Source organism: Burkholderia sp. 3C (genome assembly GCF_054589155.1).
Genome location: NZ_BAAILN010000010.1, coordinates 41,029 through 67,890 on the forward strand (window position 1 = coordinate 41,029; position 26,862 = coordinate 67,890).

General features: G+C 64.8%; 22 protein-coding genes. 8 read left to right on the forward strand and 14 right to left on the reverse strand.

Translation table 11 applies throughout. The features are described 5' to 3' along the window. Positions 1-1,395: 1,395 nt before the first annotated feature. A complete protein-coding gene (locus ACYP33_RS00885; protein ID WP_459619096.1) occupies positions 1,396-2,034 on the forward strand; it encodes a hypothetical protein in 639 nt (212 codons plus the stop codon). A 222-nt stretch (positions 2,035-2,256) separates the two neighbouring features. Here the strand turns inward: ACYP33_RS00885 and ACYP33_RS00890 are convergent, their stop codons facing one another. From ACYP33_RS00890 to ACYP33_RS00915, 6 genes are all read right to left on the reverse strand, one after another. Then, the gene (locus ACYP33_RS00890) at positions 2,257-4,623 is read right to left on the reverse strand and encodes a TonB-dependent receptor (protein ID WP_459619097.1); all 2,367 of its coding nucleotides are present in this window, start codon (positions 4,621-4,623) and stop codon (positions 2,257-2,259) included. Between the two features lie 280 nt (positions 4,624-4,903). After that, on the reverse strand, positions 4,904-7,216 hold the full coding sequence (locus ACYP33_RS00895; protein ID WP_459619099.1) for a putative bifunctional diguanylate cyclase/phosphodiesterase: 2,313 nt from the start codon (positions 7,214-7,216) through the stop codon (positions 4,904-4,906). Between the two features lie 7 nt (positions 7,217-7,223). Then, a complete protein-coding gene (locus tag ACYP33_RS00900; protein WP_414440753.1) occupies positions 7,224-7,856 on the reverse strand; it encodes a methylamine utilization protein in 633 nt (210 codons plus the stop codon). A 62-nt stretch (positions 7,857-7,918) separates the two neighbouring features. Beyond that, on the reverse strand, positions 7,919-8,359 hold the full coding sequence (locus ACYP33_RS00905) for a group I truncated hemoglobin (RefSeq protein ID WP_414448619.1): 441 nt from the start codon (positions 8,357-8,359) through the stop codon (positions 7,919-7,921). 2 nt (positions 8,360-8,361) lie between these two features. Further along, positions 8,362-9,270: a DUF3034 family protein gene (locus ACYP33_RS00910; protein ID WP_459619101.1), complete on the reverse strand. Its 909-nt coding sequence runs from the start codon at positions 9,268-9,270 to the stop codon at positions 8,362-8,364. Between the two features lie 271 nt (positions 9,271-9,541). Next, complete coding sequence (locus ACYP33_RS00915) at positions 9,542-10,024, reverse strand: hypothetical protein (RefSeq protein WP_459619103.1); 483 nt, start codon at positions 10,022-10,024, stop codon at positions 9,542-9,544. A 260-nt stretch (positions 10,025-10,284) separates the two neighbouring features. On the opposite strand from ACYP33_RS00915, the gene ACYP33_RS00920 reads away from it, so the two are divergent. Continuing rightward, positions 10,285-11,229, forward strand: coding sequence for a dihydrodipicolinate synthase family protein (locus ACYP33_RS00920; protein WP_414440749.1), 945 nt, complete (start codon positions 10,285-10,287; stop codon positions 11,227-11,229). A 179-nt stretch (positions 11,230-11,408) separates the two neighbouring features. Beyond that, on the forward strand, positions 11,409-12,092 hold the full coding sequence (locus ACYP33_RS00925; RefSeq protein WP_459619106.1) for a GntR family transcriptional regulator: 684 nt from the start codon (positions 11,409-11,411) through the stop codon (positions 12,090-12,092). 18 nt (positions 12,093-12,110) lie between these two features. Here the strand turns inward: ACYP33_RS00925 and ACYP33_RS00930 are convergent, their stop codons facing one another. The 3 genes from ACYP33_RS00930 to ACYP33_RS00940 all read right to left on the reverse strand — a co-directional run bounded on the left by ACYP33_RS00930 (position 12,111) and on the right by ACYP33_RS00940 (position 15,758). Continuing rightward, the gene (locus ACYP33_RS00930; RefSeq protein WP_459619108.1) at positions 12,111-13,232 is read right to left on the reverse strand and encodes a porin; all 1,122 of its coding nucleotides are present in this window, start codon (positions 13,230-13,232) and stop codon (positions 12,111-12,113) included. Between the two features lie 87 nt (positions 13,233-13,319). Then, the gene (locus ACYP33_RS00935; protein ID WP_414448624.1) at positions 13,320-14,678 is read right to left on the reverse strand and encodes an MFS transporter; all 1,359 of its coding nucleotides are present in this window, start codon (positions 14,676-14,678) and stop codon (positions 13,320-13,322) included. A 99-nt stretch (positions 14,679-14,777) separates the two neighbouring features. Continuing rightward, positions 14,778-15,758 carry an amidohydrolase family protein gene (locus ACYP33_RS00940; protein WP_459619111.1) on the reverse strand — a complete coding sequence of 327 codons (981 nt, stop codon included), beginning with the start codon at positions 15,756-15,758 and terminating at the stop codon, positions 14,778-14,780. A 165-nt stretch (positions 15,759-15,923) separates the two neighbouring features. Here ACYP33_RS00940 and ACYP33_RS00945 point away from each other — a divergent pair, with 165 nt between their 5' ends. After that, complete coding sequence (locus ACYP33_RS00945) at positions 15,924-16,877, forward strand: LysR family transcriptional regulator (RefSeq protein ID WP_459619113.1); 954 nt, start codon at positions 15,924-15,926, stop codon at positions 16,875-16,877. Between the two features lie 13 nt (positions 16,878-16,890). On the opposite strand, the gene ACYP33_RS00950 is transcribed toward ACYP33_RS00945, so the two are convergent. From ACYP33_RS00950 to ACYP33_RS00970, 5 genes are all read right to left on the reverse strand, one after another. Beyond that, positions 16,891-18,042 carry an alkene reductase gene (locus tag ACYP33_RS00950; protein WP_459619115.1) on the reverse strand — a complete coding sequence of 384 codons (1,152 nt, stop codon included), beginning with the start codon at positions 18,040-18,042 and terminating at the stop codon, positions 16,891-16,893. 85 nt (positions 18,043-18,127) lie between these two features. Further along, a complete protein-coding gene (locus tag ACYP33_RS00955; RefSeq protein WP_459619117.1) occupies positions 18,128-18,820 on the reverse strand; it encodes a type 1 glutamine amidotransferase domain-containing protein in 693 nt (230 codons plus the stop codon). Positions 18,821-18,926: 106 nt separating this feature from the next. Further along, positions 18,927-19,535 carry a TetR/AcrR family transcriptional regulator gene (locus ACYP33_RS00960; RefSeq protein WP_414448629.1) on the reverse strand — a complete coding sequence of 203 codons (609 nt, stop codon included), beginning with the start codon at positions 19,533-19,535 and terminating at the stop codon, positions 18,927-18,929. Positions 19,536-19,643: 108 nt separating this feature from the next. After that, positions 19,644-20,870 carry a M24 family metallopeptidase gene (locus ACYP33_RS00965; protein ID WP_459619119.1) on the reverse strand — a complete coding sequence of 409 codons (1,227 nt, stop codon included), beginning with the start codon at positions 20,868-20,870 and terminating at the stop codon, positions 19,644-19,646. Positions 20,871-20,945: 75 nt separating this feature from the next. Next, the gene (locus ACYP33_RS00970) at positions 20,946-21,833 is read right to left on the reverse strand and encodes a HalD/BesD family halogenase (RefSeq protein ID WP_459619121.1); all 888 of its coding nucleotides are present in this window, start codon (positions 21,831-21,833) and stop codon (positions 20,946-20,948) included. 123 nt (positions 21,834-21,956) lie between these two features. On the opposite strand from ACYP33_RS00970, the gene ACYP33_RS00975 reads away from it, so the two are divergent. From ACYP33_RS00975 to ACYP33_RS00990, 4 genes are all read left to right on the forward strand, one after another. Further along, positions 21,957-22,874, forward strand: a complete 918-nt coding sequence (locus ACYP33_RS00975) for a LysR substrate-binding domain-containing protein (RefSeq protein WP_414448631.1) — start codon at positions 21,957-21,959, stop codon at positions 22,872-22,874. 188 nt (positions 22,875-23,062) lie between these two features. Further along, on the forward strand, positions 23,063-23,980 hold the full coding sequence (locus ACYP33_RS00980) for a glycine betaine ABC transporter substrate-binding protein (RefSeq protein ID WP_459619124.1): 918 nt from the start codon (positions 23,063-23,065) through the stop codon (positions 23,978-23,980). Positions 23,981-24,008: 28 nt separating this feature from the next. Continuing rightward, positions 24,009-24,389, forward strand: coding sequence for a hypothetical protein (locus ACYP33_RS00985; RefSeq protein WP_459619126.1), 381 nt, complete (start codon positions 24,009-24,011; stop codon positions 24,387-24,389). Then, positions 24,389-26,818 (forward strand): TonB-dependent siderophore receptor, encoded by a 2,430-nt coding sequence (locus ACYP33_RS00990; RefSeq protein WP_459619128.1) that lies wholly within the window; start codon positions 24,389-24,391, stop codon positions 26,816-26,818. The genes ACYP33_RS00985 and ACYP33_RS00990 overlap by 1 nt, the downstream gene beginning before the upstream one ends. The last annotated feature ends 44 nt before the right edge of the window (positions 26,819-26,862 follow it).

Sequence of the window (26,862 nt, forward strand, 5' to 3'; positions counted from 1 at the left end):
GTCAATTGGAAGTTATTAATTTTCTTGAAGTACCTACACGAGAAAAAGCGACGATGCGCATAGAAGGCCGATCCTAGCAGGTCGGCGCATCGGCCTCAAGTTTGGCATCATTGGATAACGGTCGGTTGAGATGGATGGTCATCTGAGATGAACATCGCGCGCAAACCTGTAATAGATTACAGCTTGCCCACCAAGGGAAAGACCATTATTGTCAAAACTTTCATTGCTCTCGTTCAATAAAAAATTTTCTCAAATCGACATTGATTGACTTCGAAGCATCTATTCGTGAACGAGGGAAGATCGTGGGCCAATTAAAATTGGCAAATCATTGCGCAGGGTGAGCGGATCGGAATATCTAAATTCGTGCTTTAGCCAATTTCGCGCGAAAAATAAAAAGTGGTGAGTCAGGATGGCAATTGAGCGACTCATGTGATTAGGTTTCATCCTCAAACGAAGCAACCATTATGAACGAGCGATTAATTGCTTTTCTCATTTTTTTGGGGGTTGGCGCTGCGATTTTTGTCGCAGTCCTGACCAGGTTGAATATTGTCTCATCGGGGGAGTCGATTCGAAAAAACAAAGTCGGTATTATTTTTTTCATGTTGGCCGCGGCATTTGGGTGCATCACCGCTACCATATTAAGAAAAATTAACTAAAGGATGATATTCAATCAAATCCAATATCTGTGTGTTGAGTGATGAGCAAATTGATGTGATTTCCGGAGCAGGCGTTGATTAGGGAGAGGTCGATATTCGGCGCACGACAGATCGGGCAGCAGATGGGTGAACCGAATCGTGTATTTCGTCCGGCTCGCCCATGCCGCGTGAGCCTTCGAACGCATAAATATCCGCGAGCGCCGCGCTTCGCGGCTTGCGGTATATCCAGGCGGTAGAACTGATGAATATTCGCGCCCGCATGTGCGGACGAATTAAAAACGGCTGGTTTCGATGCCACACGATTCCTCCCTGCCAGGCCGTGGCGCGATACCCCGCCGGAATCTAACTGACTCGGGAGTCGAATCGCAATCAAACGATTCCGAATTGGCGTTGTGTATCACGAAGAGCCTGGGTGGACGAGTTTTCAGCGTCCCCCCCGAGCGAGGATGAGCCTGTGTGGAAGCAAGGCTCGCGCCGTTTTGCGCGCTGACATCGTCGGCACCGAGTGAGTCAACCCGATTCCGCCTAGGTTCGATGTTCGGGCACGCATCCGGGCCGATCGCCGTTCATCCAAGGTTGGCCGGCCTTCGCGCATCGGCGTGCGCGGGATGAGCGTGGCTTGCATGGAAGGGGCGCCCTGCAAAGCAACGCAGTCGACGACCCAAGGGTCCGCACTTAGGGCGGCGCAACAATATAAACGATATATACTGTTTATATTGTTAATCCGACTGGAACCTCCATGAACACGCCGACCACGCCCGACGCCGCCACCCCGCAAACCGACGCCGCGCAAGCCGACACCGTCGCCGCCGCGCCGAAGAAAGCCACCGCCAAGGTGGACAAGTCCGCGAAGAAAACCACCAAGAAGAGCAGCAAGGCAGCCGCCGCACCGGCAGCACCGGTTGCGCAGAAACCCGCGAAGAAGGCCGGCAAGGCCGCAGCGAAGGTCGACGTGAAGAGCAACGAGAAGGCGAAGGCGGCAGAAAAGGCCGTCGCGAAGGTCGAAGAAAAAGCCGACGTGAAGCCCGAAGCCAAGGCGGAAACCAAGCCCGACGACAAGGCCGCGGCGAAGGCCAACGCGAAGGCCGAGGCAAAAGCCAAGGCCGGCGCGAAAACCGACAAGAAGGCGCCGGTGGAAGCCCCGACCAAGCCCGCGAAGCGCGAGAAGGTGATCCGCGACAGCTTCACGATGCCGAAGTCCGACTACGCAAAGATCGACGTGCTCAAGAGCAAGTCGCTCGAAGCGGGTGTGTCGGTATCGAAGAGCGAACTGCTGCGCGCCGGCCTGTTGCTGCTCGAAGCCGCATCGACCGAAGCGCTGGTGGCCGCCATCGGCGCCGTCGATACGGTGAAGACGGGCCGCCCGCCGAAGCACTGACCGGCCACAGCTCCAGCCACACCGGCCGGCCCGACGCCATGTCGGGCCGGCCGTCGTCGTTCACACGTCCCTCCACGGCACCGTGATGGCACGAACCACAGCGCACGACGATGATGCCGACGCCGCCTATCGTCCGGCTCGACACCTTGCTCGCCAGGCTCCACGACGGCCTGAAAGCGCACGCGGCGCGGCTACATGCCGTCGCGCCGCAAGCCACGATGCTTAGAAGTACTTCGTTATGCCCGCATACACCGCGCGATACGGGCCGTATTGCGGCGCGAACACGCCGATGCCCGAACCGTCGCGCAGCGCGTACGAATCGCCGAACGCGTTGACAAGCACCACCCGGCCGTCCACCTTGCCGATCCACGGCAGGTCGAGACGCTGCACCACCGACACATCCACCTGCTCGTACCACGGCAGCTTGCCCGTGTTCGCGAAGCCCTCGCGCAGCCCGCTGCCGACGATGCCGTCGAACGAGAACGTCGTCTGGCGATACGTGTAGGCGCCACCGAACGAAATCGTCACACGCTGATCGTGATCGAGGTTGACCCAGTGGTTCGAGATATAGGCCAGCTCGTCGGGATCGAAATTGAACTGCGCCGAATCGACGTTCTTGCCCATCGCATGGCTGAACGCCACGTTCAGATAGGCCGACAGGTTGCGGTGCTTGTAGTTCGCCGTCAGTTCGAGGCCGGCCACCTTGCCGTACTGGTAATTGAACGGCGTGTAGATCAGCGCGCTGCCGAACTGGCCGAGATCGAGCAGGTTGTGCGCCTTCTTGTAATAGCCGTCGATGCCGAGCGTCAGGTCCGAACCCACTTGCTGGATCACGCCGATATCGAAGTAGTCATCACGCTCGGGCTGCACCGCATCGTTCTGCGTGATCGCGCTGGCGTTGGTGGTGCCCGCATAGCGCCCGATCGTCGAACTCGACACCAGCTCGAACGACGGCGGCGTGAAGTAGCGCGAATAGCCGGCGTGCAGCGTCGTGCCTTCGGCCGCCTTGAACACCAGCCCGATGCGCGGGCTCAACTGGTTCGCCGTCACGTACTGGTCCATGCCGTCGTAGCGCACGCCGTAGTTGATCGTCAGCCGCGAATTGATCTTCCACTCGTCCTGCAGATAGGCGCTGTACAGGTAGCCCGTCTTGCTGTCCGCGCTGGGGATCGAGAACGGCACGTCGGAACTCTGGTTGCCGTCCGCGTCGGTCGGGAACACCGACACGTTGTCGCGAAACTCGGCGTGCTCCTGTTGCAGGAACAAGCCGGCGCGCAGCGTGTGATGCTCGTTCAGGCGGTAGGTCGTATCGGCCTGGATGCCGTTCGCGGTGTCGCTGTGGAAATCCTGCGAGGCCACGCCGTTGTAGATCAGGTCGCCGACCGGATCGGGGTTGAACTGGGTGCGCGTGTAGCGCGTGAAGAACGCCACCTGGTAATCGAGCGCCGCGCCGTTGGTGCCTTGCAGCGCCACCACCGCGAAGTTGTTCAGTTCGGACTGCGTTTCGTTCAGGTTGGCCGAATCGAAGCTCGGCGTGCCGGCCAGCGAGAAGTTCGGCGTGAGGCCCGGCGTATTCGGGATCTCGAACTGATTCGAGGTGGTGCCGAACATGAAGCTCACGCGCGTCTGCGGGTTCAGCACGTAAGACAGGTAGCCGAACGCGTCGCCCTGGCGCGTGTGATCGTGCAGCGGGCTCGGCGACGAGGTGGGCGCCTCGATGCCGAGGTTGTTGACGCCGAGCGAGCCGGAGAAGTAATAGCTGAGCTTGCCCTGGTTGCCGTACACGTCGGCGCTGGTCTTCAGCGTCTGGTGGCTGCCGCCGAACACGTCGACCGAGCCGCCATCGCCCAGTTCCTCGCCCGACTTGGTGTGGATGTCGACGATGCCCGCCGTGCGGTAGCCGTATTCGGCCGGCAGCGCGCCCGTCAGCAGGTTGACGTGATCGATGATGCGCGTGTCGAGCGATTGGCCGAAGCCGCTGATCGGCTCGGGAATCAGGATGCCGTTGATCCGGTATTGCAGATCGGCGTGATCGCCGCGAACGTGCAGTTGTCCGTAGGAATCGTTGGCCACGCCCGGCGCCTGCAGCAGCACGCGGTTCAGCGGGGTATCGGCGCCTTGCGGCATCGCGTCGATGTCGTCGCTCGAAATGCGGTAGATGCTGCTGCCCGTTTCGGGCAGCAGGCCGTTGCGCGCGGCGTCGAGCCGCTTCGCCGTGACCTGCACCGCCTTCATGTCGACCAGCGCGGCATCGAACGGCAAGGTGACCGAAATATCGGCCGGGTGCGCATCCGACGGGCTGACCGTGCGCTTGACCGAGTCGTAGCCCGACGACGATACCTCCAGCGTGTACGTGCCCGGCGGCACGGCCGCCAGCGAAAACCGGCCCGACGCATCGGTGGCCAGATGCGCGATGTCGTGGCCGCCGGCATCCTTCAGCACGACGTTGGCCGCATCGACCGGCGCACCGGCCGTATCCACGACGACGCCGCCCAATGCCGCGGCCGGCGAGGCCGCGTGAGCGTACTGCGAAACGAGGGCCGCCACGGCCAGCAGGATGGCGCGAGGGTTGGGAGCAGGTGTTTTCATGGTCGAAGGCGCGCGGTAACGGTAGGTTCGGCAGCGACCTCGGCGGCATGCAGGACAGATCACACGCGCCGGATCGGATAATGATCGGGTAATGGCGCGAAATGATATAACGTATCTTTTTGTAAAAAGAAGCGTTGTTTGAGGGATGTTGCTAAATCGTTGAGGTTTCCTACAGATGAAAGCGATTGTCTTTCCAACAGATTAACAATCACCAGAATTCGAACTCAATCGCAAGCCGATCAAAGGCTTGTCGAAGCCTTTGATCGCCACGCGCCGGGCGTCAAGCAATCGCCCAATCCTCGAGCCAGGCCTCGAGCTTCGCCGGCGGCAGCGGGCGCGTCAGGTAATACCCCTGCACCAGGTCGCAGCGCAATTCGCGCAGGCGCGTCAGCACCGCCTCGCTCTCCACGCCTTCGGCCACCACCTTCAGCCCCATGTTGTGCGCAAGGTCGATGGTGGAACGCACGATGGTTTCGTCATCCTTATGGTCCGCCATGCCGATCACGAACGATTTGTCGATCTTCAGTTCGTCGATCGGCATGCGCTTCAGATAGGACAACGACGAATACCCGGTGCCGAAATCGTCCACCGCCAGATGAATGCCGAGCGCGTGCAGGCGGTCGAGCGTTTCGATCGCGTGATTCGGATCGTCCATGATCGCGCTTTCGGTGATCTCGATCCACAGCATGTCCGGCGAAACCGAATGCTTTTTCAGCAGCGCGGAGAAGGTGTCGGGCAGCGTGGACAGAATCAGTTCGCGCGCCGACACGTTGACCGACACGGCCAGCGGCATGCCCGCCGCCTGCCACGCGGCGATCTGGCCGATCGCCTTGTCGGCCACCCATTGCGAAATCACCTTGATGTAGCCGGTTTGTTCGGCAAACGGAATGAACTGGTCCGGCGCGATGAAGCCGCGCGTCGGGTGCTCCCAGCGCACCAGCGCCTCGACGTACTTCACCGTGCCGGTGGCGAGGTCGAGCTTCGGCTGATAGAACAGCGTCAGTTGATCGTGTTCGACGGCCTGGCGCAGCTCGCTCATCAGCGACAGCCGTTCCGCATTGTTCTGATCGTGCTTCTTGTCGTACAACGCGTAGCCGGTGTTGGCGCGCTTCGCGACATACATCGCGATGTCCGCGCGACTCATCAGCGCGTTCATGTCGGTGCCGTGCTGCGGGTAGGCAACGATGCCGATGCTCGCCCCCACGTCCACCAGTTGCCCCTCGATCGTGATCGGCTGTTCGAGCGTCTTCAGCAAGCCGGTGGCCACGCGCTCCGCGTCGGCGCTCGAATAACCGGGCAGCAGCACGGCGAACTCGTCGCCGCCGAAGCGCGCGACCAGATCGATCCTGCGCAGCGCGGCCCGCAAGCGCACCGCCACTTCGCACAGCAGACGATCGCCGATCGGATGGCCGAGCGTGTCGTTGACCAGCTTGAAGCGGTCGAGGTCCATCATCATCACGCTGAACACGTGTTCGGACGCCTCGCGGCCCTGGTCCGTCAGGTCGATGGCTTCCTGCAGGCGATCGTTGAACCGCGCGCGATTCGCCAGCCCGGTCAGTTGATCCGTATAGGCCAGCTCGACGATATGCCGCTCGCGCTCGGAAATCGCGGCCTGCATGCGATTGAAGGCGGTCGCCAGCTTGCCGACCTCGTCGTGGCGCTTCACCTCGATCGGTTCGTTGTACTCGCCTTGTCCGACCCGGCTCGCCAGGTGCGCCAGCATCGTCAGCGGGCGCGTCACGCTGCGCGCGGTCAGCATGCTGCCGACCACCGACACGATCACGCCCAGCGCGGTGATCACCAGCAGCGCCGTCTGCAAACGCAGATACGGCGCCATCACGTCGTGCAGCGAGCGCTGCAGCATTACCGCCACCGGTTCGCCGCTCGACTGCAGCATCACGAGCCGCGTGGCGTAATCGCGGTCGCCCGTATTGGCAATGCCGGCGTGAACGTGCTCCTTGTCGTGCAGCGAGGTGGCCAGCAGGTTCCAGAGGCCATCGGGGCGGCGATCGAGGAACGACACGTCGAGCGACGTGAGCGTGGCCGTTTCCTTCGCGACCGCATCGTCGATCACGAAGCCCATCGCCACCCAGGCGATGGTGATCGGCGCCTTGACCGGCACGGCCACCACCTGATACAGCTTGCCGTCCACCGCGACGATCGACGAGGCATCGTGTTGCGCACGCGCCGCCTGGATCAGGCTGCTCAGCGGAAACCGCACGCTCGCCTGCGTGTCGCCGCGGCTGTCGGCGATCAGCTTGCCGTCGAGATCGGCCAGCATGACGACGTCGGCATCGATCCGCGCGCCGTGGTTGTACAAGGCCGACACCACGGTGTTCTCGTCGTGCGTGGCCACCGCCTCGCGGAAGCCGAAATCGGCGGCCACCACGCTGGCGGCCTGCGTCAGCTTTTCGCCGTTCGAGCGCAGCACCTGATGGAACACCCGTTCCGCCAGCACCAACTGCTGATTCACGTTGCTGCGCGCATTCTCGCGAATGACCGTGCTGATCACGCCGAATGCCGCGAGCTGGGCCACCAGCATCAGCACCACGACAACGATTGCGATCTGAGCGCGCAGGCTTTGAAATTGCATGAAGCGCCTATTGGGCCGACAGGTTCAGCTTGAACGACGCCGTGGTGGCGCCGGCCGGCAGCTTCTGCACGGGCAGCGTCTTGGTATCGGCGAGGCGATAGTGCCAGGCCGTGACCGTGTAGTCGTCGGCCGGCAGCTTGTCGATGGTGGCGTGGCCAGCGGCATCGGTCTTGGCGAACCACGGCGTGTCGACCACCATCAGGTAGCCCACCATCGAATCGTGAATGTTGCAGCCCATCACGACCAGGCCCGGCTTGTCGAACACCACGGGGCTGGACGGCGTGCTGTGATACAGGTGCAGTTCGAACTTCTTGGCCGGCGAGAACGAATACACGTCGTGCTCGAAGTTGTCCTTGTTCGGAAACTTGACCGACGTGCCCGATTGCACCACCGACACCAGCGGCACGAACTGCCGCTTGTACTGGTCGATCACGGCGTTGGCCGGCTTGGGCGGCGGCAGCTTGCCGCTCGACGGCGTGGCATAGACGATCGCATCGGCCAGTGGCGCGCCGCTTTGATCGACCACGCTCACCTCGATGCTCGCGGCGCTGGCCGCCGCCGCGTGCAGCGCGAGCCAGCAGGCCGCCGCGCCGATCGCGCCGCGCCCGAAGAACCGCCGATTGTCAGAATGCTTTGCCATGGTGCCGGTGAAAAACGAAATAGGTTGTGCAGGCAACGGCCGGCATGCGCGCGTCGGAGCGTTCATTCGCGATCCTGTATATCGCGATACATCGGCGCGAGCTTCGCCAGCAGCTTGTTCTGCGCGCGGAACGGCACGCCGTGCTTGTCCATCGACGTCTGCAGATCCTCCACCAGCGCATCGAACGCGGCGCGGTCGATGTTCTGGCCTTCATGCGAGCGCTTCATGGTGCGGCCCGTGTAGACGCAAGGGCCGCCCAGCAGCACGCAGAACTGCTCGGCGAGCTTTTGCTTGATGCGCTTGATCGGCGCGCCGTCGAAGTAGGCCTTGGTACGCGGATCGACCAACAGCAGGTCGTAGAAATCGTCGATGATCTTCACGAGGCCCGGCTGGCCGCCGAACTGCTGGTACAGCGCGTCGTCGGCGTGTACCGCGGGCGAAAACATCAGGCCCAGCGCGATCGAGGCGCAGGCGGCGAAACGGTTCAGTGTCGTCAGCGTCATGATCAGAACCCCAACTGCACCGAGGCATACGGGCCGCGCTGGCTCTGGAACGTCGCGATATCGCCGAGCATGACGTAAGCCAGCGTGAGCGAAACCAGCTTGTTCGGCGCCCAGGCGATGAACGCATCGTAGGCGTTCTGCTCGCGCGCGAAGCCGAGGTTGTTCGGCTTGGTGCGGTATTCGGCGCCGAGCGCGAAGTAGCGCGAGAACAGGTACGCGGCCGATGCTTCGAATTCGGGGTGATAGTTGTTCGACTTGTCGCCGCCGAAGCCGAGCAGGCCGAACTGATTGGCCTTCGTGAAGCGCAGCGTGCCGTTCAGCAGCAGGCTCTGCGCGAGCAGCAGCTTGGTGGCCGACAAGTAGAAATCCGTACCGGAATCGCTGGTCGCGCCCAAGGCCTTCACCAGGTTGCCCTGTTCGTTGTGCTTGAACTGCACGCCCACCGAGACCTGCGGCACCCAGGTGTCCTGATCGAGAATCGCCTCGCCGAACAGGCGCACCTTCACGCCGATGGTGTCCATCCTGAACTTGAACCCCGAGCCGATCCCGAGCTGCGCGCCGGCCTGCCGCGTGTTGAACTCCTGGCGCGCCACCGACAGCTCGACGCGATTGCCGATGCCGACCATCGCGCCGTACGTCGTCAGCGCGAAATCCTGGGTGCGCACATAGGTGGCATACACGTTGGCGCCGACCTGCGAAGCGGTGCCGTAGCCGCCGATCACCGCCCACGGCGCCAGGCCGCCGCCCGCCGAGCCCTCGATCTGCGACACGCCGCCGGTCAGCAGCAGCTTGCCGGAAGTCAGCCGTGGCGTCAGGAAGTCGGGCTCGTCGGCAAGAGCCGCCGGAGTGTGAATGGCAAGGGCGGCGAAAGCCGCCGAAGCGAGCGGCCAGGCCGTGGATCTGCAACGCATGTCGGGTCGTCAAAAGTGGAGCGGGACGCGGTGGCCGTGGCATGTCGAATGCCGAAGGCAGCGCGTCGTTCGCGGCCGATGCATCGACAGAGCACCACCGCACCTCACGCATAACGGCGCGGAAAGGGAGGACTTGAGGGGAACCTGCGCGATCGCGCGAAGCCGATTGATCAGCTCAAAACCAACGATTGGCAATGCTGAACGAGAGGATGCTATTAATTCCTCATCGAGCATAAACGAGGCTTTCGCGCAGGTTTCGATGCCGCCCGTTTCAACGAGCCGCCAAGCCCAGCAGACGCTCGCAATCGGCGCTGTTTTGCTGCGCCTGGTGTTGTTGCCCGGCATCGAGCTTCGCGAAACGCGAGATCGCATCCTGTGCCGCCGCCGCGTTGTATTCGATCTTGCTCAAGGCGTAATCGGCGTTGCCGTTTTCGACGATGGCCCGCATGGTCTTGTCCGCATCGTGGCTGCCGCCGGTCGTCACGACATGACAGAACAGTGCGGTGTAGTGATCGCGCTCGGCCGGGGTGTAGCGCGGGCGCAGCAGGTAGGCCGTCGTGGCGGCCAACACCAACAGCAGCAGAATCAGCAGCGCGATCGCGCGCTTTCGTTTGGCAAAGCTATCCGTCATCGAACCATCGGGGTGCGTTGAATGTGAGGGGGAAGGCATGCCGGCAGCCGTGAACGTGGCCGGCCGCGGATCATACCGGCAAACCCGGATTGCCTGCGATCCGAATGGCTCGTCGCAGCGCATTGCATAAAATATGCTTCGAAGCTCGCCGGCGACGATCACCGAGCAAGCACAATAAATCCATAATAATCAACAACATGAAAAGGATTCACGTCACCATGCAATCCAGCCATCACAAATATTTTGTATAAAATATCCACGTACGCTACTATCCCGGCGTGGGATCACGACGTGCAACGCATGCCCCACCGAGCCAACCGGGGCAGACCGATTGCCTCTTGCCGCAGCAGCCGAATCCTCTAACGAATGCCGAAGGAAACACCATGAGCGACAACATCTTCAAGGGCACCATTCCCGCCCTCATGACGCCCTGCACCGCCGATCGCCAGCCCGACTACGACGCGCTGGTCGCGACGGGCCGCAAGCTGATCGACGCCGGCATGAGCGCCGTGGTCTATTGCGGTTCGATGGGCGACTGGCCGCTGTTGAGCGAAGCGCAGCGCCAGGAAGGCGTCGCGCGCCTGGTGGGCGCCGGCATCCCGACGATCGTCGGCACCGGCGCGGTCAACTCGAAGGAAGCCGTCTCGCACGCCGCGCACGCCGCCAAGGTCGGCGCGGGCGGCCTGATGGTGATCCCGCGCGTGCTGTCGCGCGGCTCGTCGGCCACGGCGCAGAAGGCGCACTTCTCGGCGATCCTCGAAGCCGCGCCGGCCCTGCCGGCCGTGATCTACAACAGCCCGTACTACGGCTTCGCCACGCGCGCCGACCTGTTCTTCGAACTGCGCGCGAAATACCCGAACCTGATCGGCTTCAAGGAATTCGGCGGCGCGGCCGACATGCGCTACGCGGCCGAGCACATCACGAGCCAGGACGACAGCGTCACGCTGATGGCCGGCGTCGACACCCAGGTGTTCCATGGTTTCGTCAATTGCGGCGCCACCGGCGCGATCACCGGCATCGGCAACGCGCTGCCGCGCGAAGTGCTGCAACTGGTGGACCTGTGCGGCAAGGCCGCCAAGGGCGACGTGGTCGCTCGCCGCCAGGCGCGCGAGCTGGAAGCCGCGCTGGCCGTGCTGTCCTCGTTCGACGAAGGCACCGACCTGGTCCTCTATTACAAGTACCTGATGGTCCTGAACGGCGACACGGAATACACGCTGCACTTCAACGAAACGGACGTGCTGAGCGAAGCCCAGCGCCGCTACGCCGAAACGCAGTACACGCTGTTCCGCACGTGGTACGCGGGCTGGTCGAAGGAAGTCAGCGCATAAGGATCGAGGCCGCCGCACCGCCTCGTGCCCTTCCCGACGGCCAGCGCAAGCTGGCCGTTTTGCTTTGCCGCCCGGGCCGCTCGCGGGCGGCGGCGGCGTTTTTATACAATATGCGCTTCGCATGGCGGCGCCTTTGGCGCACGCCTGCCCCGGCCCTACGATACGGACGATCTTCCGCAATGAATTCCACAGCTACCGCCTCCCGGTTTTCGGCCACCACCGTCGCGGAACGGGCGGCCGACGAGCTTCGCCGCAAGATCATGTCGGGCGAGTTGCCCGAGGGCTTCCAGCTTCGGCAGGATGCGCTCGCGGCCGAGCTGGGCATCAGCCGCATCCCCGTGCGCGAGGCGCTGGTGCAGCTCGAAGGCGAAGGGCTGGTGCGGATCGTGCCGCACAAGGGCGCTGTGGTATCCGAACTGTCGATCGACGAGATCAGCGAACTGTTCATGCTGCGCGGGCTGCTCGAACCGCTGCTGCTGAAGAAATCCGCGCCCCGGCTCACGCCTGCCGATTTTCTCGAACTCGACGCGATCCTCGCCGAATACAAGCACGAACTCGACGCCCAGCATTCGAATCGCTGGGGAGAACTGAACAGCAAGCTGCACGACGTGCTGATGTCGCGCGCCGAGCAGCCGCGCACGCTGGCGATCGTCACCAGCCTGCTGCAGCAAACCGACCGCTATACGCGGCTGCAACTGTCGCTGAGTGCCGAAAGCTGCCGCCGCGCCGAAGAGGAGCACGGCGAACTCGTGCGCCTCTGCAAGATCGGTGACGTGCGCGGCGCGGCGGCGCTGCTGAAGAAGCACATCGATCACGCCTGCGCGGAACTCGAGAAGTTCGTGCTGTCTCGCCGCCGGTTGTGAGCGAGCGCGCCGCCGGCCTCAAAACAAATGATGGATGCCGGTGACCACCGCCATCTGCCGATTCGTGCCCGACGCCCCCACCGAGAAGATCGCCGCGCGCGCATCGCCGGTGCCGGTGGCCTGCTGCGCGATCACGTGCAGATAAAGCTGGGTGGCTTTCGATAGCGAATACACGTCGCCGAGCGTGGCCGTCAGATAACGCCGGCCGATGAAGCTCGTCGACGCGATGCCGGCGCCGATCGAATTGGCCGGCGTGGTCAGCCAGTTCAAGCCCGTTTCCACCGTGCGATACGAATTGGACTGGCCGCCCGCCGCCAGCTTCACATACGTATATACGGCATGCAGCCGCACCGGGCCGATATCGTAGCGCGCGCCGAACGCGGCGTTCTCCACCTTGTCGGCCACATAGGCCAGCGCCGGCTGCCCCTGGAACGTCGTCAAGCCGAGCCCGGCCGTGGTGTCGCCGAGCTGCGCGCCGATCGCGCGATTGTGTTCGTTCTCGTAGGCCGCCGTCAGCGCCAGCGGCCCGTGCGTATAACTGAGCCCCGCGCCGGCGATCCGTCCCGCCGAGAAATTGCCGGCCACGCCACCCAGCCCCAGCAACATGCCGAACGCGAAGCCGTTCAGCACCGGCGAGCGGTACTTGATCACGTTCGCCTCCTGCGCCGCGCTGGTTTCGACCAGGCCGTCGAGATTGCCGGGGTGCGCGGACAGCAGATTGCCGCCCTGGAAGTTGTTGCCGAGCGGCGCGACCCAATCGTAGTTAAACGAACTTTGCTCGCCGAGCGTGAGCGTGCCGAAACGCGCCGACGACAGCCCGACATACGCCTGCCGGCCGAACAGCGTGTTCGCGCGCGACAGCGCACCGGTGTTGGTCGCGAACCCGCTTTCGAGCCGGAATACCGATTGCCAGCCGCCGCCCAGCGCCTCCGTGCCGAGCAGCCCGAAACGGTCGGGCTGCGCCACGCCTTGCAGCATCGCCACCTGCGGGCTGCCCGCCCGATTGTTGACGTAGGCGACGCCGGCATCCACGCTGCCGTACAGCGTGACGCTGCTTTGCGCAGCCGCGCCTTGGGCCGTCAGAATGCTCAGTAATGCGAATGATGAGGCCGCGCCGCGGCGGCCGATGGACGAAGGCATCGGAAGATCTCCTGAAATTTGTTATGGGGTGATACGAAGCGGAAAAGCGCGGCGGGAAAGCGCGGCGGATCGGGCCGCCGCGCGCCGTCATTCGACGGATTCGACAGCCGGTGCGACGCGGTGGCCGCGCGAATAGTGCAGGCCCATCGCGCCGATCGCGAGGCACGCGCAGGCGACCGGCACGAGCAGCAGCAGGAACACGCCGGACAGCCCCACCGCGCTGCCCAGCAGCAGCGCCCCGACGAACGAGCCCGAGATCGCGCCGAGCCGGCCGACGCCGAGCGACCAGCTCACCCCCGTCACGCGGCTCGCGGTGGGATAGAAGCCGGCCGACAGCGCATTCGCGCCCGTCTGCGAACCGGCGACGGCAAAGCCGATGCCGAAGATGCCGGCGCACAGCAGCAGCAGATCGTCGTAGCGCCAGGCCACCAGCAGCACGCACAACATGCCGGCGCAGTAGGCGAGCGCGAGCACCACATAGGCGTTGCGGCGGTCCATCGCCCGCCCGATCAGGATCGAGCCGACCGTGCCGCCGACCTGGAACATCGCCGTGACCACCGCCGCCTGCGACAGATCGAAACCGGCCTCGCGAAACAGGCTCGGCATCCAGTTGGTGACCAGATACACGACCAGCAGGTTCATCCAGCTCACGCACCAGAGCGCGACGGTGCCGAACCGCAGCGTCGGCGCGAACAGTTGCGCCACGGGCGAGCGCGCCGCTTCCACGGCCGGCTCGTCCACCACGAAGCGATGATCGGCACCGGGCGCGCCGGGCGAAATCCGCGCGAGCAGCGCCGCGATCGTGTCGGCCGGCGCACCGCGATGGATCAGGAAGCGGATCGACTCCGGCAGCGCCGCCAGCATCAACGCGCCGAGCGCGAGCGGCAGCAGGCCGCCGATCACGAACATCGCGTGCCAGCCGTACAGCGGGATCACCTTCGCGGCCACGAAGCCGGCCGCCGCCGAGCCGAACGTGAAGCCGCAGAACATGGTCGTGACGATCAGCGCGCGGCGCGTTCGCGGGCTGTACTCGGACGTCATGGTGATCGCGTTCGGCATCGCCGCGCCGAGGCCGACGCCGGTCAGCAGACGGCACAGCGTCAGCACGCGGATGTCGGGCGCGAGCGCACTGAGCAAGCTGAACAGGCCGAAGCCGAACACCGAGGCCAGCAGCAGGCGGCGGCGCCCGATCCGGTCGCCAAGCGGCCCGGCGAAAAACGCGCCGAGCGCGAGGCCGGCGAGGCCGGACGCCACCAGCAGCGTGACGGCGGTGGTGCCGGGATGCCAATCGGCGCGCAGCGCGGGCACGACGAAGCCGATCAGCGCGGTGTCGAGACCGTCGAGCGCGACCACCGCGAAGCAGAGCGCGGCAATCGAGAACTGGAAGCGGGAAAACGGCTGCGCGTCGATCCAGCGCGGCACGTCGAATGCGTGAGCGGGTTGCAAGAGGTGTCTCCGTTATCGGTTTTTATTCGTGGAAAGCGGCCGACGCCGCCCGGGCCGCCTCTGTCGGGCGACGCGCGGGCGGCGGTCACGGCGGGCCGCTCAGTCGAGCCGGAACAGGCGTCGCGCGTTGTCGCGGCCGATCTTGATCCGGTCGTTCTCGCCGATCTCGGCGCGGTCGAACCAGGTGCCGGCCTCCTCCATCGCCTCGAACGGGTAGTCCGCCGAGAACAGCACGCGGTCGCTGCCGATTTCCTCCATCGCGTTGCGCATCGCGATGGTGCGGAAGTTGCCGCTGGTCGTGACGTGGAAGTTCTCGCGGAAGTAATCGATGAACGGCCGCTTCGCCTTGACGCCGAGCGGGTTCTTGCCATCGGCCGAGGCCCAGTGCGAGGTGCGCCAGATGTTGTTCTGCACGAGTTCGCCGAGATGGCCGAGCACGATCTGCAGGCTCGGATAGGCATCGAACAGGCCGCTGCCGATCAGGCGCAGCGCATGCACGCCGGTTTCGGGCGAAAACGCCCAGGCCGGCCCCATCAGCCAGGGGTGCCCCTCGATCGAGCGCTGCTGGCTCGGCAACGGGTTGCGCGGATGCAGGTAGAACGGCACGTCGAGCTTGGCGACCTCGGCCCAGAACGGCCAGTATTGCGGCAGATCGTAGTAGGTCGAATCGTCCTCGCTGCCGATCTGCGAGAAGCCGTTCACGAGCGCGCCCTTGAAACCGAACTCCTTCACGCAGCGTTCGAGTTCGCGCGCCGCCGCCTCCGGGTCCTGCAGCGGCAGCGCCGCGAACGCACCGAAGCGGTCCGGGCGACGCGCGACGTGCTCGGCCAGCAGGTCGTTGGCGCGACGCGCGACGTCGATCGCGCGCTGCCGGTCGGTGATCGCCTGCACGGCCGGCGCGTTCAGCGAGAGAATCGCGTAGCCGATCCCGCAGGCATCCATCCGCTCGATCCGCTCGTCCTGGATGTCGAGCAACTGCCGGCGGCGCACCTGCCACAGGTCGTGGGTGAAGAAGCGTTCGGAATCGCCGATCGTATCCGGCGAGGCAAAGTGTTCCTCGAGTGCAATCTTGTTGTCCATTGAGGTGTCCCGAATGTTGTTGGGTTAGCGAAGGCAACCGCATCGCATCGTTGCGGCTGCGTCGAACCCCAGCATAGGGACGGCCCGGACCTCTGTTAAATTGATCGACTGAATGCCGGTATTCAGCGCATGAATGCCCCAGGATTACCCTAGCTCCCCGCTCGCATGCCCACCACTCCCGACACGTTGCTGCGCAACATCGACCTCAACCTGCTGCTGGTGTTCGACGTGCTGTATCGCACGCGCAGCACCACGCGCGCGGCGCAGGCGCTGCATCTGACGCAGCCCTCGGTCAGCAATGCGCTCAAGCGGCTGCGCACGCTGTTCGACGACGTGCTGTTCGTGAAGACGCCCGACGGCATGCAGCCCACGCCCCGCGCCGACGACATCGCGGCGCTGGTCGACGGCGGCCTCGCCTCGCTGCGGCTCGCGCTGCAGGCAGGGCGCCCGTTCGATCCGGCTTCGGAAACGCGCACGTTCCACCTGTACGTCAGCGATCTCGGGCAGGCCATCTTCATCCCGCCGCTCGTTGCGCACTTGCGCCGGGTGGCGCCGGGCATCCGCATCGTCACGATCGATCCGCCGCTCGACGCGGCGCAGCAGATGATGAAGCTCGGCCAGATCGATCTCGCGCTCGGCATGTTCGCCGGGCTGCACGCCGATTTTCATCAGCAGCGGCTGTTCCACGAAACCTACGTGGTGCTGGTGCGCAAAGGCCACCCCACGATCGGCGACACGCTGTCGGCCGAGCAGTTCTTCGCGGCCGATCAGGTGATCTACACGCCCACCGCCGGCAGCCACGCGCATTTCGAGGCCGAACTGAACGCGCGCTCGCCGCATCGCGGCGGAGCGCGGCGCGTGTCGCTGCAGGTCGCGCATTCGTTCGGACTCGATCACATCGTCTCGGCCAGCGACCTGGTGGCCTGCATTCCGAGCCGTCTCGCGCGCGTGCTGACGAGCCGCCAGGATGTGCGCGCCGTGGCGCTGCCGTTCGACATCGCGCCGGTGGACATCGCCCAGTTCTGGCACGAGCGCTACCAGCGCGACGAGGGCCACCGGTGGCTGCGTGCGTTGGTCTACACGCTGTTTCACGATCACCTTCCGAGCGCGGTGCCGTAAGCGCGCGCGATAGTCAGGATTCCGATCCGATCGCGCACGCCGCCGCTTCATGCGCCGGGTAATCGACATAGCCCTTCTCGCTGCCGCCATACAGCGTCGGCGCGTCGAGCGCATTGAGCGGCCAGCCGTTGGCGATCCGCTCGGGCAGATCGGGGTTCGCGATGAACGGGCGGCCGAAGCCGACCAGATCCGCCAGCCCCGCCTGAACGAGCCGCTCCGCGCGCTCGGCCGTATAGCGGCCCGCATACAGAATCCGCCCCGAGAACACGCGCCGCACCTCGCGACGGAAACCGTCGGGCAGATCGGGCGCGTTGTCCCAATCGGCTTCCGCGATCGACACGTAGGCCACCCCGGCCGCTTCGAGCACCTTGATCGCCTCGATATAGGTTGCGTGCGGATCGGCCTCGACCAGCCCGATATAGACGCGATCCTGATCGGTGCTCTCGAACAGCGGCGTGAAGCGCACGCCCATCCGCTCCGCGCCGACTTCCGCCGCCACCGCCTCGACGATCTCGCGCAGGAAGCGCAGCCGGTTCTCGAGCGAGCCGCCGTATTCGTCGTCGCGATGGTTCGCATGCTCGGAGATGAACTGGTTCACGAGATAGCCATTGGCCGCGTGGATCTCGACGCCGTCGAAGCCGGCCGCCATCGCGTTGCGCGCGGCCTGCGCGTACATCGCCACCAGTTCGCGAACCTCCTGCCGTTCGAGCGCACGCGGTTCGGGCGGCTCGACCAGCGTGCCCGTGTCGGGGCCGGTGGCGATGAACGCGCGCACCTTGGCGGCCTGGATCGCGGACGGCGCAACGGGCGCCTGGCCGCCCGGCTGCAGCGCATGATGCGACACGCGGCCCACATGCCAGAGCTGCGCGAACATCAGGCCGCCCGCGTCGTGCACGGCCTCGGTCACTTGCCGCCAGCCGGCGATCTGTGCATCGCTGTAGATGCCGGGCGTCCAGGCATAGCCCTGGCCTCGCGGCTCGATCTGCGTGCCTTCGCTGATCACGAGCCCGGCGCCGGCGCGCTGCCGGTAATAGCGGGCCATCAGGTCGGTGGCCACGTCGCCGTGGCGGCTCGCGCGCTGCCGCGTCAGCGGCGGCAACACGATGCGGTTCTTGAGCGTGAACGGGCCGAGCGCGACCGGTTCGAAGAGTGCGTGTCGTTGCATGATGATTTCGATTCGGATGACGAAGTATTTAAGGCGGATGGGCGCGGCGTGCCGCCCGCGCCCGCCGGATGGCGGGCGGACCGGCTCAGGCCTGGCTGCCCGGCGCGAGGTGCGCGAGCAGCCGCGCGGCGGCTTCGGCCGACGAGCCGGGGTTTTGCCCGGTGATCAGCAAGCCGTCCTGCACCACGTAGGAGGCCCAATCGTCGCCGCGCGAGAAGCGGCCGCCGTGCTTCTTCAGTTCGTCTTCCACCAGGAACGGCACCACGTTGGTCAGCTGCACCGCGTCTTCCTCGGTGTTCGTGAAGCCGGTGACCTGCTTGCCGTCCACCAGCGGGCGGCCGTCGGCCGCCTTCACGTGACGCAGCACGCCGGGCGCGTGGCACACCAGCGCCACCGGCTTGCCGGCCCCGATGAACGCCTCGATCAGCGCGATCGAATGCGTGTCTTCCGCCAGATCCCACAGCGGGCCGTGGCCGCCCGGATAGAACACCGCGTCGAAACCGGCCGGATCGATGCCCGCCAGCGGCAGCGTGGCGGCCAGTTGCCGGGTGGCGGCCGCATCGGCCTCGAAGCGGTGCGTATGCTCGGTCTGGAACATCGGCTCGTTGCTCTTCGGGTCGAGCGGCGGCTGGCCGCCCTGCGGCGAGGTCAGGACGATCTCCGCGCCCGCGTCCTTGAACACGTAGTACGGCGCCGCCAGCTCTTCCAGCCAGAAGCCGGTCTTGAGCCCGGTATTGCCCAGTTGGTCATGCGAGGTGAGAACCATCAGGATTTTCATGGTGTATCGCTCCATCGAGATAAACGGCGCCTTTGAATTAGACCAGTCGTCTAGTTTCAGCGTCAAAAAAAGCACTTCGCCAGAAGTGCTGTTGCGGGCATACAGGTCAGCCGGCGATGCCCAGGATCTTGCGGGTGGTCGAGAGCGCCGTTTCGAACGGCTGCATGCTGCGGACGATCTTGACCAGAATGCTCGCGCCCAGCCACAACTCGTAGAGGCTTTGCGCAACCTGCGCCGGCTCGCCGTCGAACGACAGCGAGCCGTCGTCGCGCCCGGCCTCGATCGCGCCCGTCAGCCTGGCCACGATGCCCGAGGTGCCGCGATCGAGCGCGGCGCGCATGGTTTCGGACAGGTCCACCACCTCGGCCGCCAGCTTGACCGCCAGGCACTTGCCCTGGCAATCGAACGAGCCCTGATTCGTGCGCCATTGCTGCCAGTAGGTCATCAGGCGCTGCGCCGAGGTTTGCTTCGGCGCGGCCAGCGTGATGTCCAGATCGGCCAGATAGTCTTCGAAATAGCGGTTCAGCAAGGCTTCGCCGAACGCGTCCTTCGAGCCGAAGTAGTGGTAGAACGAGCCCTTCGGCACGCCCGCGGCGGCCAGGATCTCGTTCAAGCCGACGGCCGAAAACCCCCGGCTCGCCATCAAGGTCTGGCCAACGGAGAGGATGCCCTCGCGGGTATCGGAAGCGGTTTCGCGGACGGCGGCTGAGTTCATGGAGCGCACTGTAGCAGTGATTAGACCAGTCGTCTACTGCCAATTGCAACGAATGGATCGTCGGCCTGCGCAGGCCGCCCGGCGGCGCTGCGCAACGCTCGTGCAGGCTCAGGCCAGCAAGCGCGCCTCGAACGGGTAGTCGGACAGCAGTTCGAGCTGCCCGTCGTCGCGCACATACACCTGCTCCTCCAGCTTGACGCCCTCGCCGCCGGCTTCGTGCCCGATGTAGCTCTCGATGCACAGCGTCATGCCCGGCTCGATCACGCCGTCATAGCCTTTTGCATCGTTGTCCTCACGATGGCAGATGTACGGATATTCGCCCGTCATGCCCACCCCATGCGCCAGCGCGAAGTAACGGCGTGCCCGGTACGGCTGCGGAATCTGCCAGGCGCGCGCGATGAACTCCTGGAACGTGGTGCCCACCCGCACGTTTTCCATGTTGGCGTGCACCTGGTCGTAGGCGAGCCGGTACAGCGTTTTCTGCGCGTCCGTGGCCGGGCCGTCGCCGCACAGGAACGTGCGCGAAAAATCGGCGTAGTAGCCGAAGCGGCCCACCACGTCGGTGTCCAGCCCCACCAACTCGCCAGCCTGAATCTTGCGGGGGCTGCTTTCCTGGAACCACGGGTTGGTGCGCGGCCCCGAACTGATCAGGCGCGTCTCCACATAGTCGCCATCGCTGGCGATCACGTGCTGATGCAGATGCGACCACAGTTCGTTCTCGCTGATGCCCGGCACCAGCGCCGCCTCGAGCTTGCGCACGCCCTCCTCGGCGGCACGCAGCGAGGCGCGGATCATCTTGATCTCGTTCTTCACCTTGATCGCGCGTGCCCGTTCGAGCGGCTCCTGCGCGTCGGAAATCTCGTAGCCGCGCGCCTGCAGCGCGAACGCGGCCGCCGAGGTGGCGCTCTCGATCGCGATCCGCTTGCCGCCGCCGTTGGCGCGCACCAGATCGTCGATCTCGTCGGCCCAACGCTCCGTCACCTGGCGCAGCATGTCGTCGCAGAAGTAATAGGAAATCGCCGTGGCCGGGCGAATTTCGTCGACGGTGTCGAGCCCCGCCGCCAGGAATTCGCAGCCGGCATATTCGAACAGCACCACCTTGCCTTCGGCCGGCACGAACACGTAGCGCGCCGGGTTGCGCATCGAATACACCTGCATGTTGCGCGAGCCGGTGGCATAGCGCATGTGGGTGGGATCGAACAGGATGGCCGCGCTCAGGTCGCGCTTCTTCAATTCGCGGCGCACCGCGGCAAGCCGGTCGCGCTGGATCTGCGCGATCTCGTCGGCGGTGGGTTCGCAATCTTCGGGACGGCGGGTCGGGTGGAGGATCGTCATGATAGTGGGGGTAATGGTTATCGATCAGTACAACGAATAATGAAATCGGCTTCGAGGCGTGGCGTCAGGATCGGCTCAGTCGACCAGGCTGTCTGCCCGCACCAGGTTGCGTTCGGCTTCCAGATGCATTTCCGACACGCGCCCGTAGAGCTGGCGCGTGCGCTCCAGCCGCCCCACCACGCCGGGCCGCTTCGAGTAGGCGAAGATCGCGGTGTGCCGGTCGATCGCGCCGGCCACGCGCGTCACGCGGTGCAGCGAGAAGCGGCCCTTGAACAGTTGCAGATCGCCGGGCTGCAGCGTGATCACGCTGATCGGCGCGCGTGTCTCGCCGCGCACCACCTCGCCCACGCCGCCGTAGTTCTCGCCTTCGGGCGAGCGAATGTTCGGGCAGTACTCGAAATCCCCGCCCGCTTCGGGTTGCTGCGTCATCATCGAGACGATGAATTCGTTGGTGTCGTAGTGCCAAGGCTGCTCGGTGCCCGGCGGCATGACGTTCTGCACCAGGCCGGCATACGGGTCGGCGTATTCCCAGATCCGCGCTTCGCCGAGGCAGGCCGCCACGAAACGCTTCATCGCCTGCGCCACGTAGATCCGATGGACGACCGCATCGGCCGGGATCACGTCACGCGTAACGAAGCCGCTGGTGCGATCCATGAAGACCCGGCGCGGGTCGCCCGGCGGCAGCGCCGGGTCGTCCGCCGTGAAATAGGCGTTGACCTTGCGGTGCGAAAAGTAGGTTTTCTTCGCGAATTCGCGCCCTTGCGCGCCGGCTTGCGCCAACGCTTCGGGGCGCAGAAAGCCGTGCAGCACGGCGCTGCCGTTGCCGGCCAGTTCCGCGCGGCAATTCGCGAGCAGCTCACGCATGCGCGGGTGATCGGGGTCATGCAGGGGGTAACGGTCGGTATCGACGATATCGCTCAGATCGATGCATTCTGCGTCGGCGAGAAGCAGGCTAACTGACACGGCGGGCTCCGGTTTCGAAAAAAGGTGGGCGGGTTTGTGGCCGGAATTGTTTTCGACAACAATCGGCCCAGCGACGTCCGCATGATTCGACCGACAATTTCGTTTGGAAAGCGAGTAATTCCGATGACCACCATCAGCGAACCCGATTGGTCTCAACTCCGCTCGCTCGACGGCGAGCTGGTGCGCGCGTTCATCGCCGTGGTCGACAGCGGCGGCGTGACCGCGGCCGCCAAGCAGATGCACCGCACGCAATCCACCATCAGCCTGCGAATTCGCACGCTCGAGGAGCGGCTCGACACGCACCTGTTCCTGCGCGACAGCCGCCGCCTCGCCCTGTCGCGCGACGGCGAGAACTTCCTGATTCACGCCCGCCGCATCATTCAGGTGCAGAACGAGGCGATCACCGCGCTGAAGCACAGCAGCACCCAGACGGTGATTCGTTTCGGACTGCCTGAGGATTACGCCGAGCTGTGGCTGCCCGACCTGCTGGAGAAGTTCTACCGGCTGCGCCCCGGCGCGCGGCCGCATATCGATTGCCGGATGTCGCTGGAGCTGATCGAGCGGCTGGAGGCGGGCGAACTGGATCTGGCGCTCGTGGTGCGGCACGGCGCGCAGTCGGACGGGCGGCACCTGGGCCGCGAGGAAGTGGTGTGGGCCGCACACCAGGGCTTCACGCTGGCCGAGGGCGCGCCGGTGCCGCTCGCGCTGTTTCCGGAAACCTGCTGCTACCGCCAGCGCGGGCTGGCCGCGCTGGCGGCGACAGGGCGGCCGTATCACGTGATCTATACGAGCCAGAGCCCGACCGGCATCAAGGTGGCCGTCAACCACGGCGCGGCCGTCACCATCATCGACCGTTGCACCTTGCCGGCGCACTGGCGCGTGCTCGGCGCGGAACACGGCCTGCCGCCGTTGCCGCCGGCCGATCTCGAACTGCTTCGGTCGCCGCAAAGCCGCAACCCCGCCACCGACGATCTGGCTTCGCTGATCGAAGCCATGGTGGAAGAGCGGCGGCGCACCCGCAGCGAGCCCGTGCCGGTCTGAGCGTGCGGCAGCGGGCGCGGCGCGCGGTCGATCGATCGGCTTCTCCGATGGGCTTCATCGGAATTCCTCGCTGTCAAAACCAAATTGGCGTCGTGAAGATGTCGTCGAGCGAGCACCCCGTGGCACGTCTTGAGACGATCGCCCCCTGCTCGCCGCCCTCACCCTACCCACTTCGTCCGAGTGCCGCCATGAGCCTGCTCCCCCCGCTGCTTTCCCGCTTCCACGTCTGCTTGCCGCCTTTCATTCGCGCTTTCCGGCGCAGCCTGCAGCGGCTGTTGCTCGCCTGCCTGCTGTCGCCGGCCGCGTTCGCCCACGCCGACGAGCACAACATCGTGATCGGCGTGAACAACTGGGCCGAGAACATTGCCGTGGCGAATCTGTGGCAGGCGCTGCTGACGCAGAAGGGCTATCACGTCACGCTGCAGCCCGGCGACAAGGCGATCATTTACAGCGGTGTGGCGCAGGGCAAGCTCGACCTGACCTTCGAGGTCTGGCTGCCCTCGGCCGATGGCGCGCCCTATGCGTCCGTGCAGTCGCGCGTCGAGAAGATCGGGCCGTGGTTTCCGCGTGCGGCGCTCGGGCTTGCGGTGCCCGACTACGTGAAGATCGACAGCATCGATCAGTTGAACGCCAACGCCGCGCAATTCCAGCACGACGGCAAGCCCACCATTTTCGGCATCGAACCGGGCAGCGGCCTGATGAAGCTGACGGCCAAGGCGCGCACGGAATACGGGCTCGACGCCGCGGTGCTGCCCTCGTCGGAGGCGGCCATGTTGCTGGCGCTGGATCGCGCCGAGAAGCGCCACGAGCCGATCGTCGTCACGCTGTGGAATCCGCACTGGGTGTGGGCGAAATACCCGATGCACTACCTGAAGGACCCGAAGCAGGTGTACGGGCAGCCCGACGCGATCTACGCGATCGCGACCAAAGGCTTTGGCGGCCGCCACCCCGATATCGCGCGCTGGATGAACACGTGGAAGATGGACGACAACACGCTCGGCTCGCTGATGCAGGCGATTCGCGACGGCGGCGAATCGGATCCGCAGAAAGGCGTGATGAAGTGGGTCGATGCCAACCGGAGCACGGTGGATGGCTGGTTGAAGTAGGGGTATCGATCGGACAAATCGGGCCTTCATGCCAGGGCTCGATGCATGGCCGCCGGACCAGCGGGCGCTATTGCACACCTTTCGCGGCAGACACGTCGTGTGCAGCGAAGCACGCATTCCGGCGTGCCATCCGTATCGACACCCCACCAACGCGCAGGCCGAGCGTCGGCCTGCCATCCCTGTCACCCAGCCCGAATCCGCCGATCAGGCGGCCGAAATCGGTCACGAATCGGTCACGACAGGTGGCCTAAAAAATTTCTTCGGGACGGTATCACTTTCACTTGCGTCGTTCGACATAACTGATGAAAACGCGACGTGTGACTGCCGCCAGGCGGTCGCGCGAGAGACCAGCCCGGTGCTTGCGCGTGACGCCCGACAGATAACATCACTCGATCAGAACCGCACATGATGAACGTGACTTCTCGTCCCCGCAGGCTGCTCCGCCCCCGCGCCATTGCCCTGGCGATCGCGTCCGCTCAATGTCTCGCGGCGGCAGGCGCGCACGCCCAGACGGCCGGCAAGACTGTCGCCGCCGCGCAGGATTACCACCTGCCCAGCGGTCCGCTCAACCAGGTGCTGATCCAGATCGCCGGGCGCACGGGCCTGCCGCTCTCGTTCGATCCGGCGCTGGTCGGTTCGGCGCGCTCGGCGCCGGTCGAGGGCCGGCTCGCGCCGATCGAGGCGATTCGTCAGGCGCTCGCGGGCACCGGCGTGGAACTGGTCGTCACCGACAGCAATCATCTGACGTTGCGGCGCGCCACATCGCCGGCCAAGGCGCCCGTCTCCGCGCCCGCCCCGCAAGCCGCGGCCACCCAGGCCGAGGAAGCCTCGGCGGAGTTGCCGTTGATCAGCGTGGCCGCAACCCGCGACTCGGGCGGCACCGGCTTTCTGACCGAGTCGTCCAGCACGTTCACGCGCACCGACACCCCGTTGAGCGAAACGCCGAAGTCGATCACCGAAATCAACGCAGCGGTGATTCAGAGTCAGAACGACACGACCCTGGCCGACATCCTGCGCAATGCCTCGGGCGTGATCACCCGGCCGGGCCCTTATGGCGTGCCCGATTTCTCGATACGCGGCTTTACCGGCGCGCCGGTGATGCTCGACGGCATGTCGATGGCCGGCGCGAATTCGACCAACCCGGCCGCCACCTCGTTGATCCCCTCGATTGCGATTGCCAGCGTGGAAGTGGTGAAAGGGCCGTCGGCGATCCTGGCCGGCGACTCGCCGCCGGGCGGTGTGATCAACATCACGAAGAAGCAGCCGCAGGCCGAACCGTTCCATGAGATCCAGATGGGAATCGGCATGTACGGCTACAAGCAGCTCGCGTTCGACAGCACCGGCGCGCTGACCCAGGACGGCAAGCTGCTGTACCGCTTCGTGCTGTCCGGCGACAAATCGACCGAATCCGCCATGGGCTACGACGGCGGCCGGCATGTCTACTTCGCACCCACCATCGAATGGAAGGACGCCCACACCGATCTGCAACTGGGCTACACGCACATCGTCACGCGCGATCCGTTCCCGCAGTTCACGGTCGGCTACGCGAGCGGCGGCTTTTACAACAGCTATTTTCGTCAGGCGCTCGGCAATCGTGAGGATGCCTTCACAACGCGTTCCGACGAGGTGGAGGGCAAGTGGGAACAGAAGATCAATGATCATCTGAGCTTCGTGAACCGCGCGAACTACCTGCGATCGTACCAACACCAGCTCGGCTGGGGCACCGGCTCCACAATCGGCCCCGGCAATTCGCTCACGCTGATCGGTTTCAATTCGTCCTCGATCTACTACACGCTGAGCACGCAGAGCTATGCGCGCATCAAGTATGACTACGGCTCGGTGAAGTCCACCACCTTGATCGGCTTCGATTATGGCTACAGCCGCGTGTCGCAGTTCGACGAAAACAACTTCAACATCTTCAATGTCCCCAACATCTGGGGAGGCTATTCGGTGCCGCCGCTCTCGGCGGACCTGCAACCGAGCCTGAATTACGCGACCACCCGCAGCGGCCTGTACCTGCAGGAGCAGTTGAATATCGGCCGATTCCACGCGCTGGGCTCGATTCGTCGCGACAACTACCTCTCGACGCTCGACATCATCGGCAACAGCCGGCAGAACGCCGGCACGCATCAGTCCGCCTACAGCCCCAGCCTCGGCCTGATGTATCAACTGACCGACGAGCTTGCCGCCTATGCGAGCTACAACCGCAGCTTCGTGCCCGCCACGGCCATCACGTTTTCCGGCGCGCTGTTGCCGCCCGAGCGCAGCGACCAGGCCGAAATCGGCGTGAAGATGAACCTGCTCGACGACAAGCTCGCCGTGACGATGGCGGCCTACCGCGCCTCGTACACCAACCAGCCGGTCACCGATCCGGTGCACTCGGGCTATTCGCTCGGCACCACCGGTTCGGTCAGCCGCGGCTTCGAACTGGAATTCCAGGGGCAGGTGGCCAAGGGCCTCAACGTGATTGGCCAGTACACCTACAACAACTACCAGCAGAGCTACAACCCCACGCTGCGGGTGAATTTCCCGAAACACACCGCCAGCCTGTGGACCACCTACAACTTCCAGAACGCAACGCTGCAAGGCGTGGGTTTCGGCGTGGGGCTGTACTACGCCAGCGGCCAGGACGCCGGCTACACCGCCGTGCCGGCCTACCACCTGCCCAGCCAGATCGAGACCGATGTCGGCCTGTTCTACCGCAAGAAGCATTACGGCCTGAACCTGTCGATCAAGAACGTGTTCAACCGCAACCTGTACTACAGCAGCACGAGCGCAAGCTTCATCCCGATGGGACCGTCGCGCACCGTGTTGCTGACCGGCACCTACGACTTCTGAGTCTCCCCCCGCCGCCGGCGCGCCACGTCGCGATGCCGGCGGCG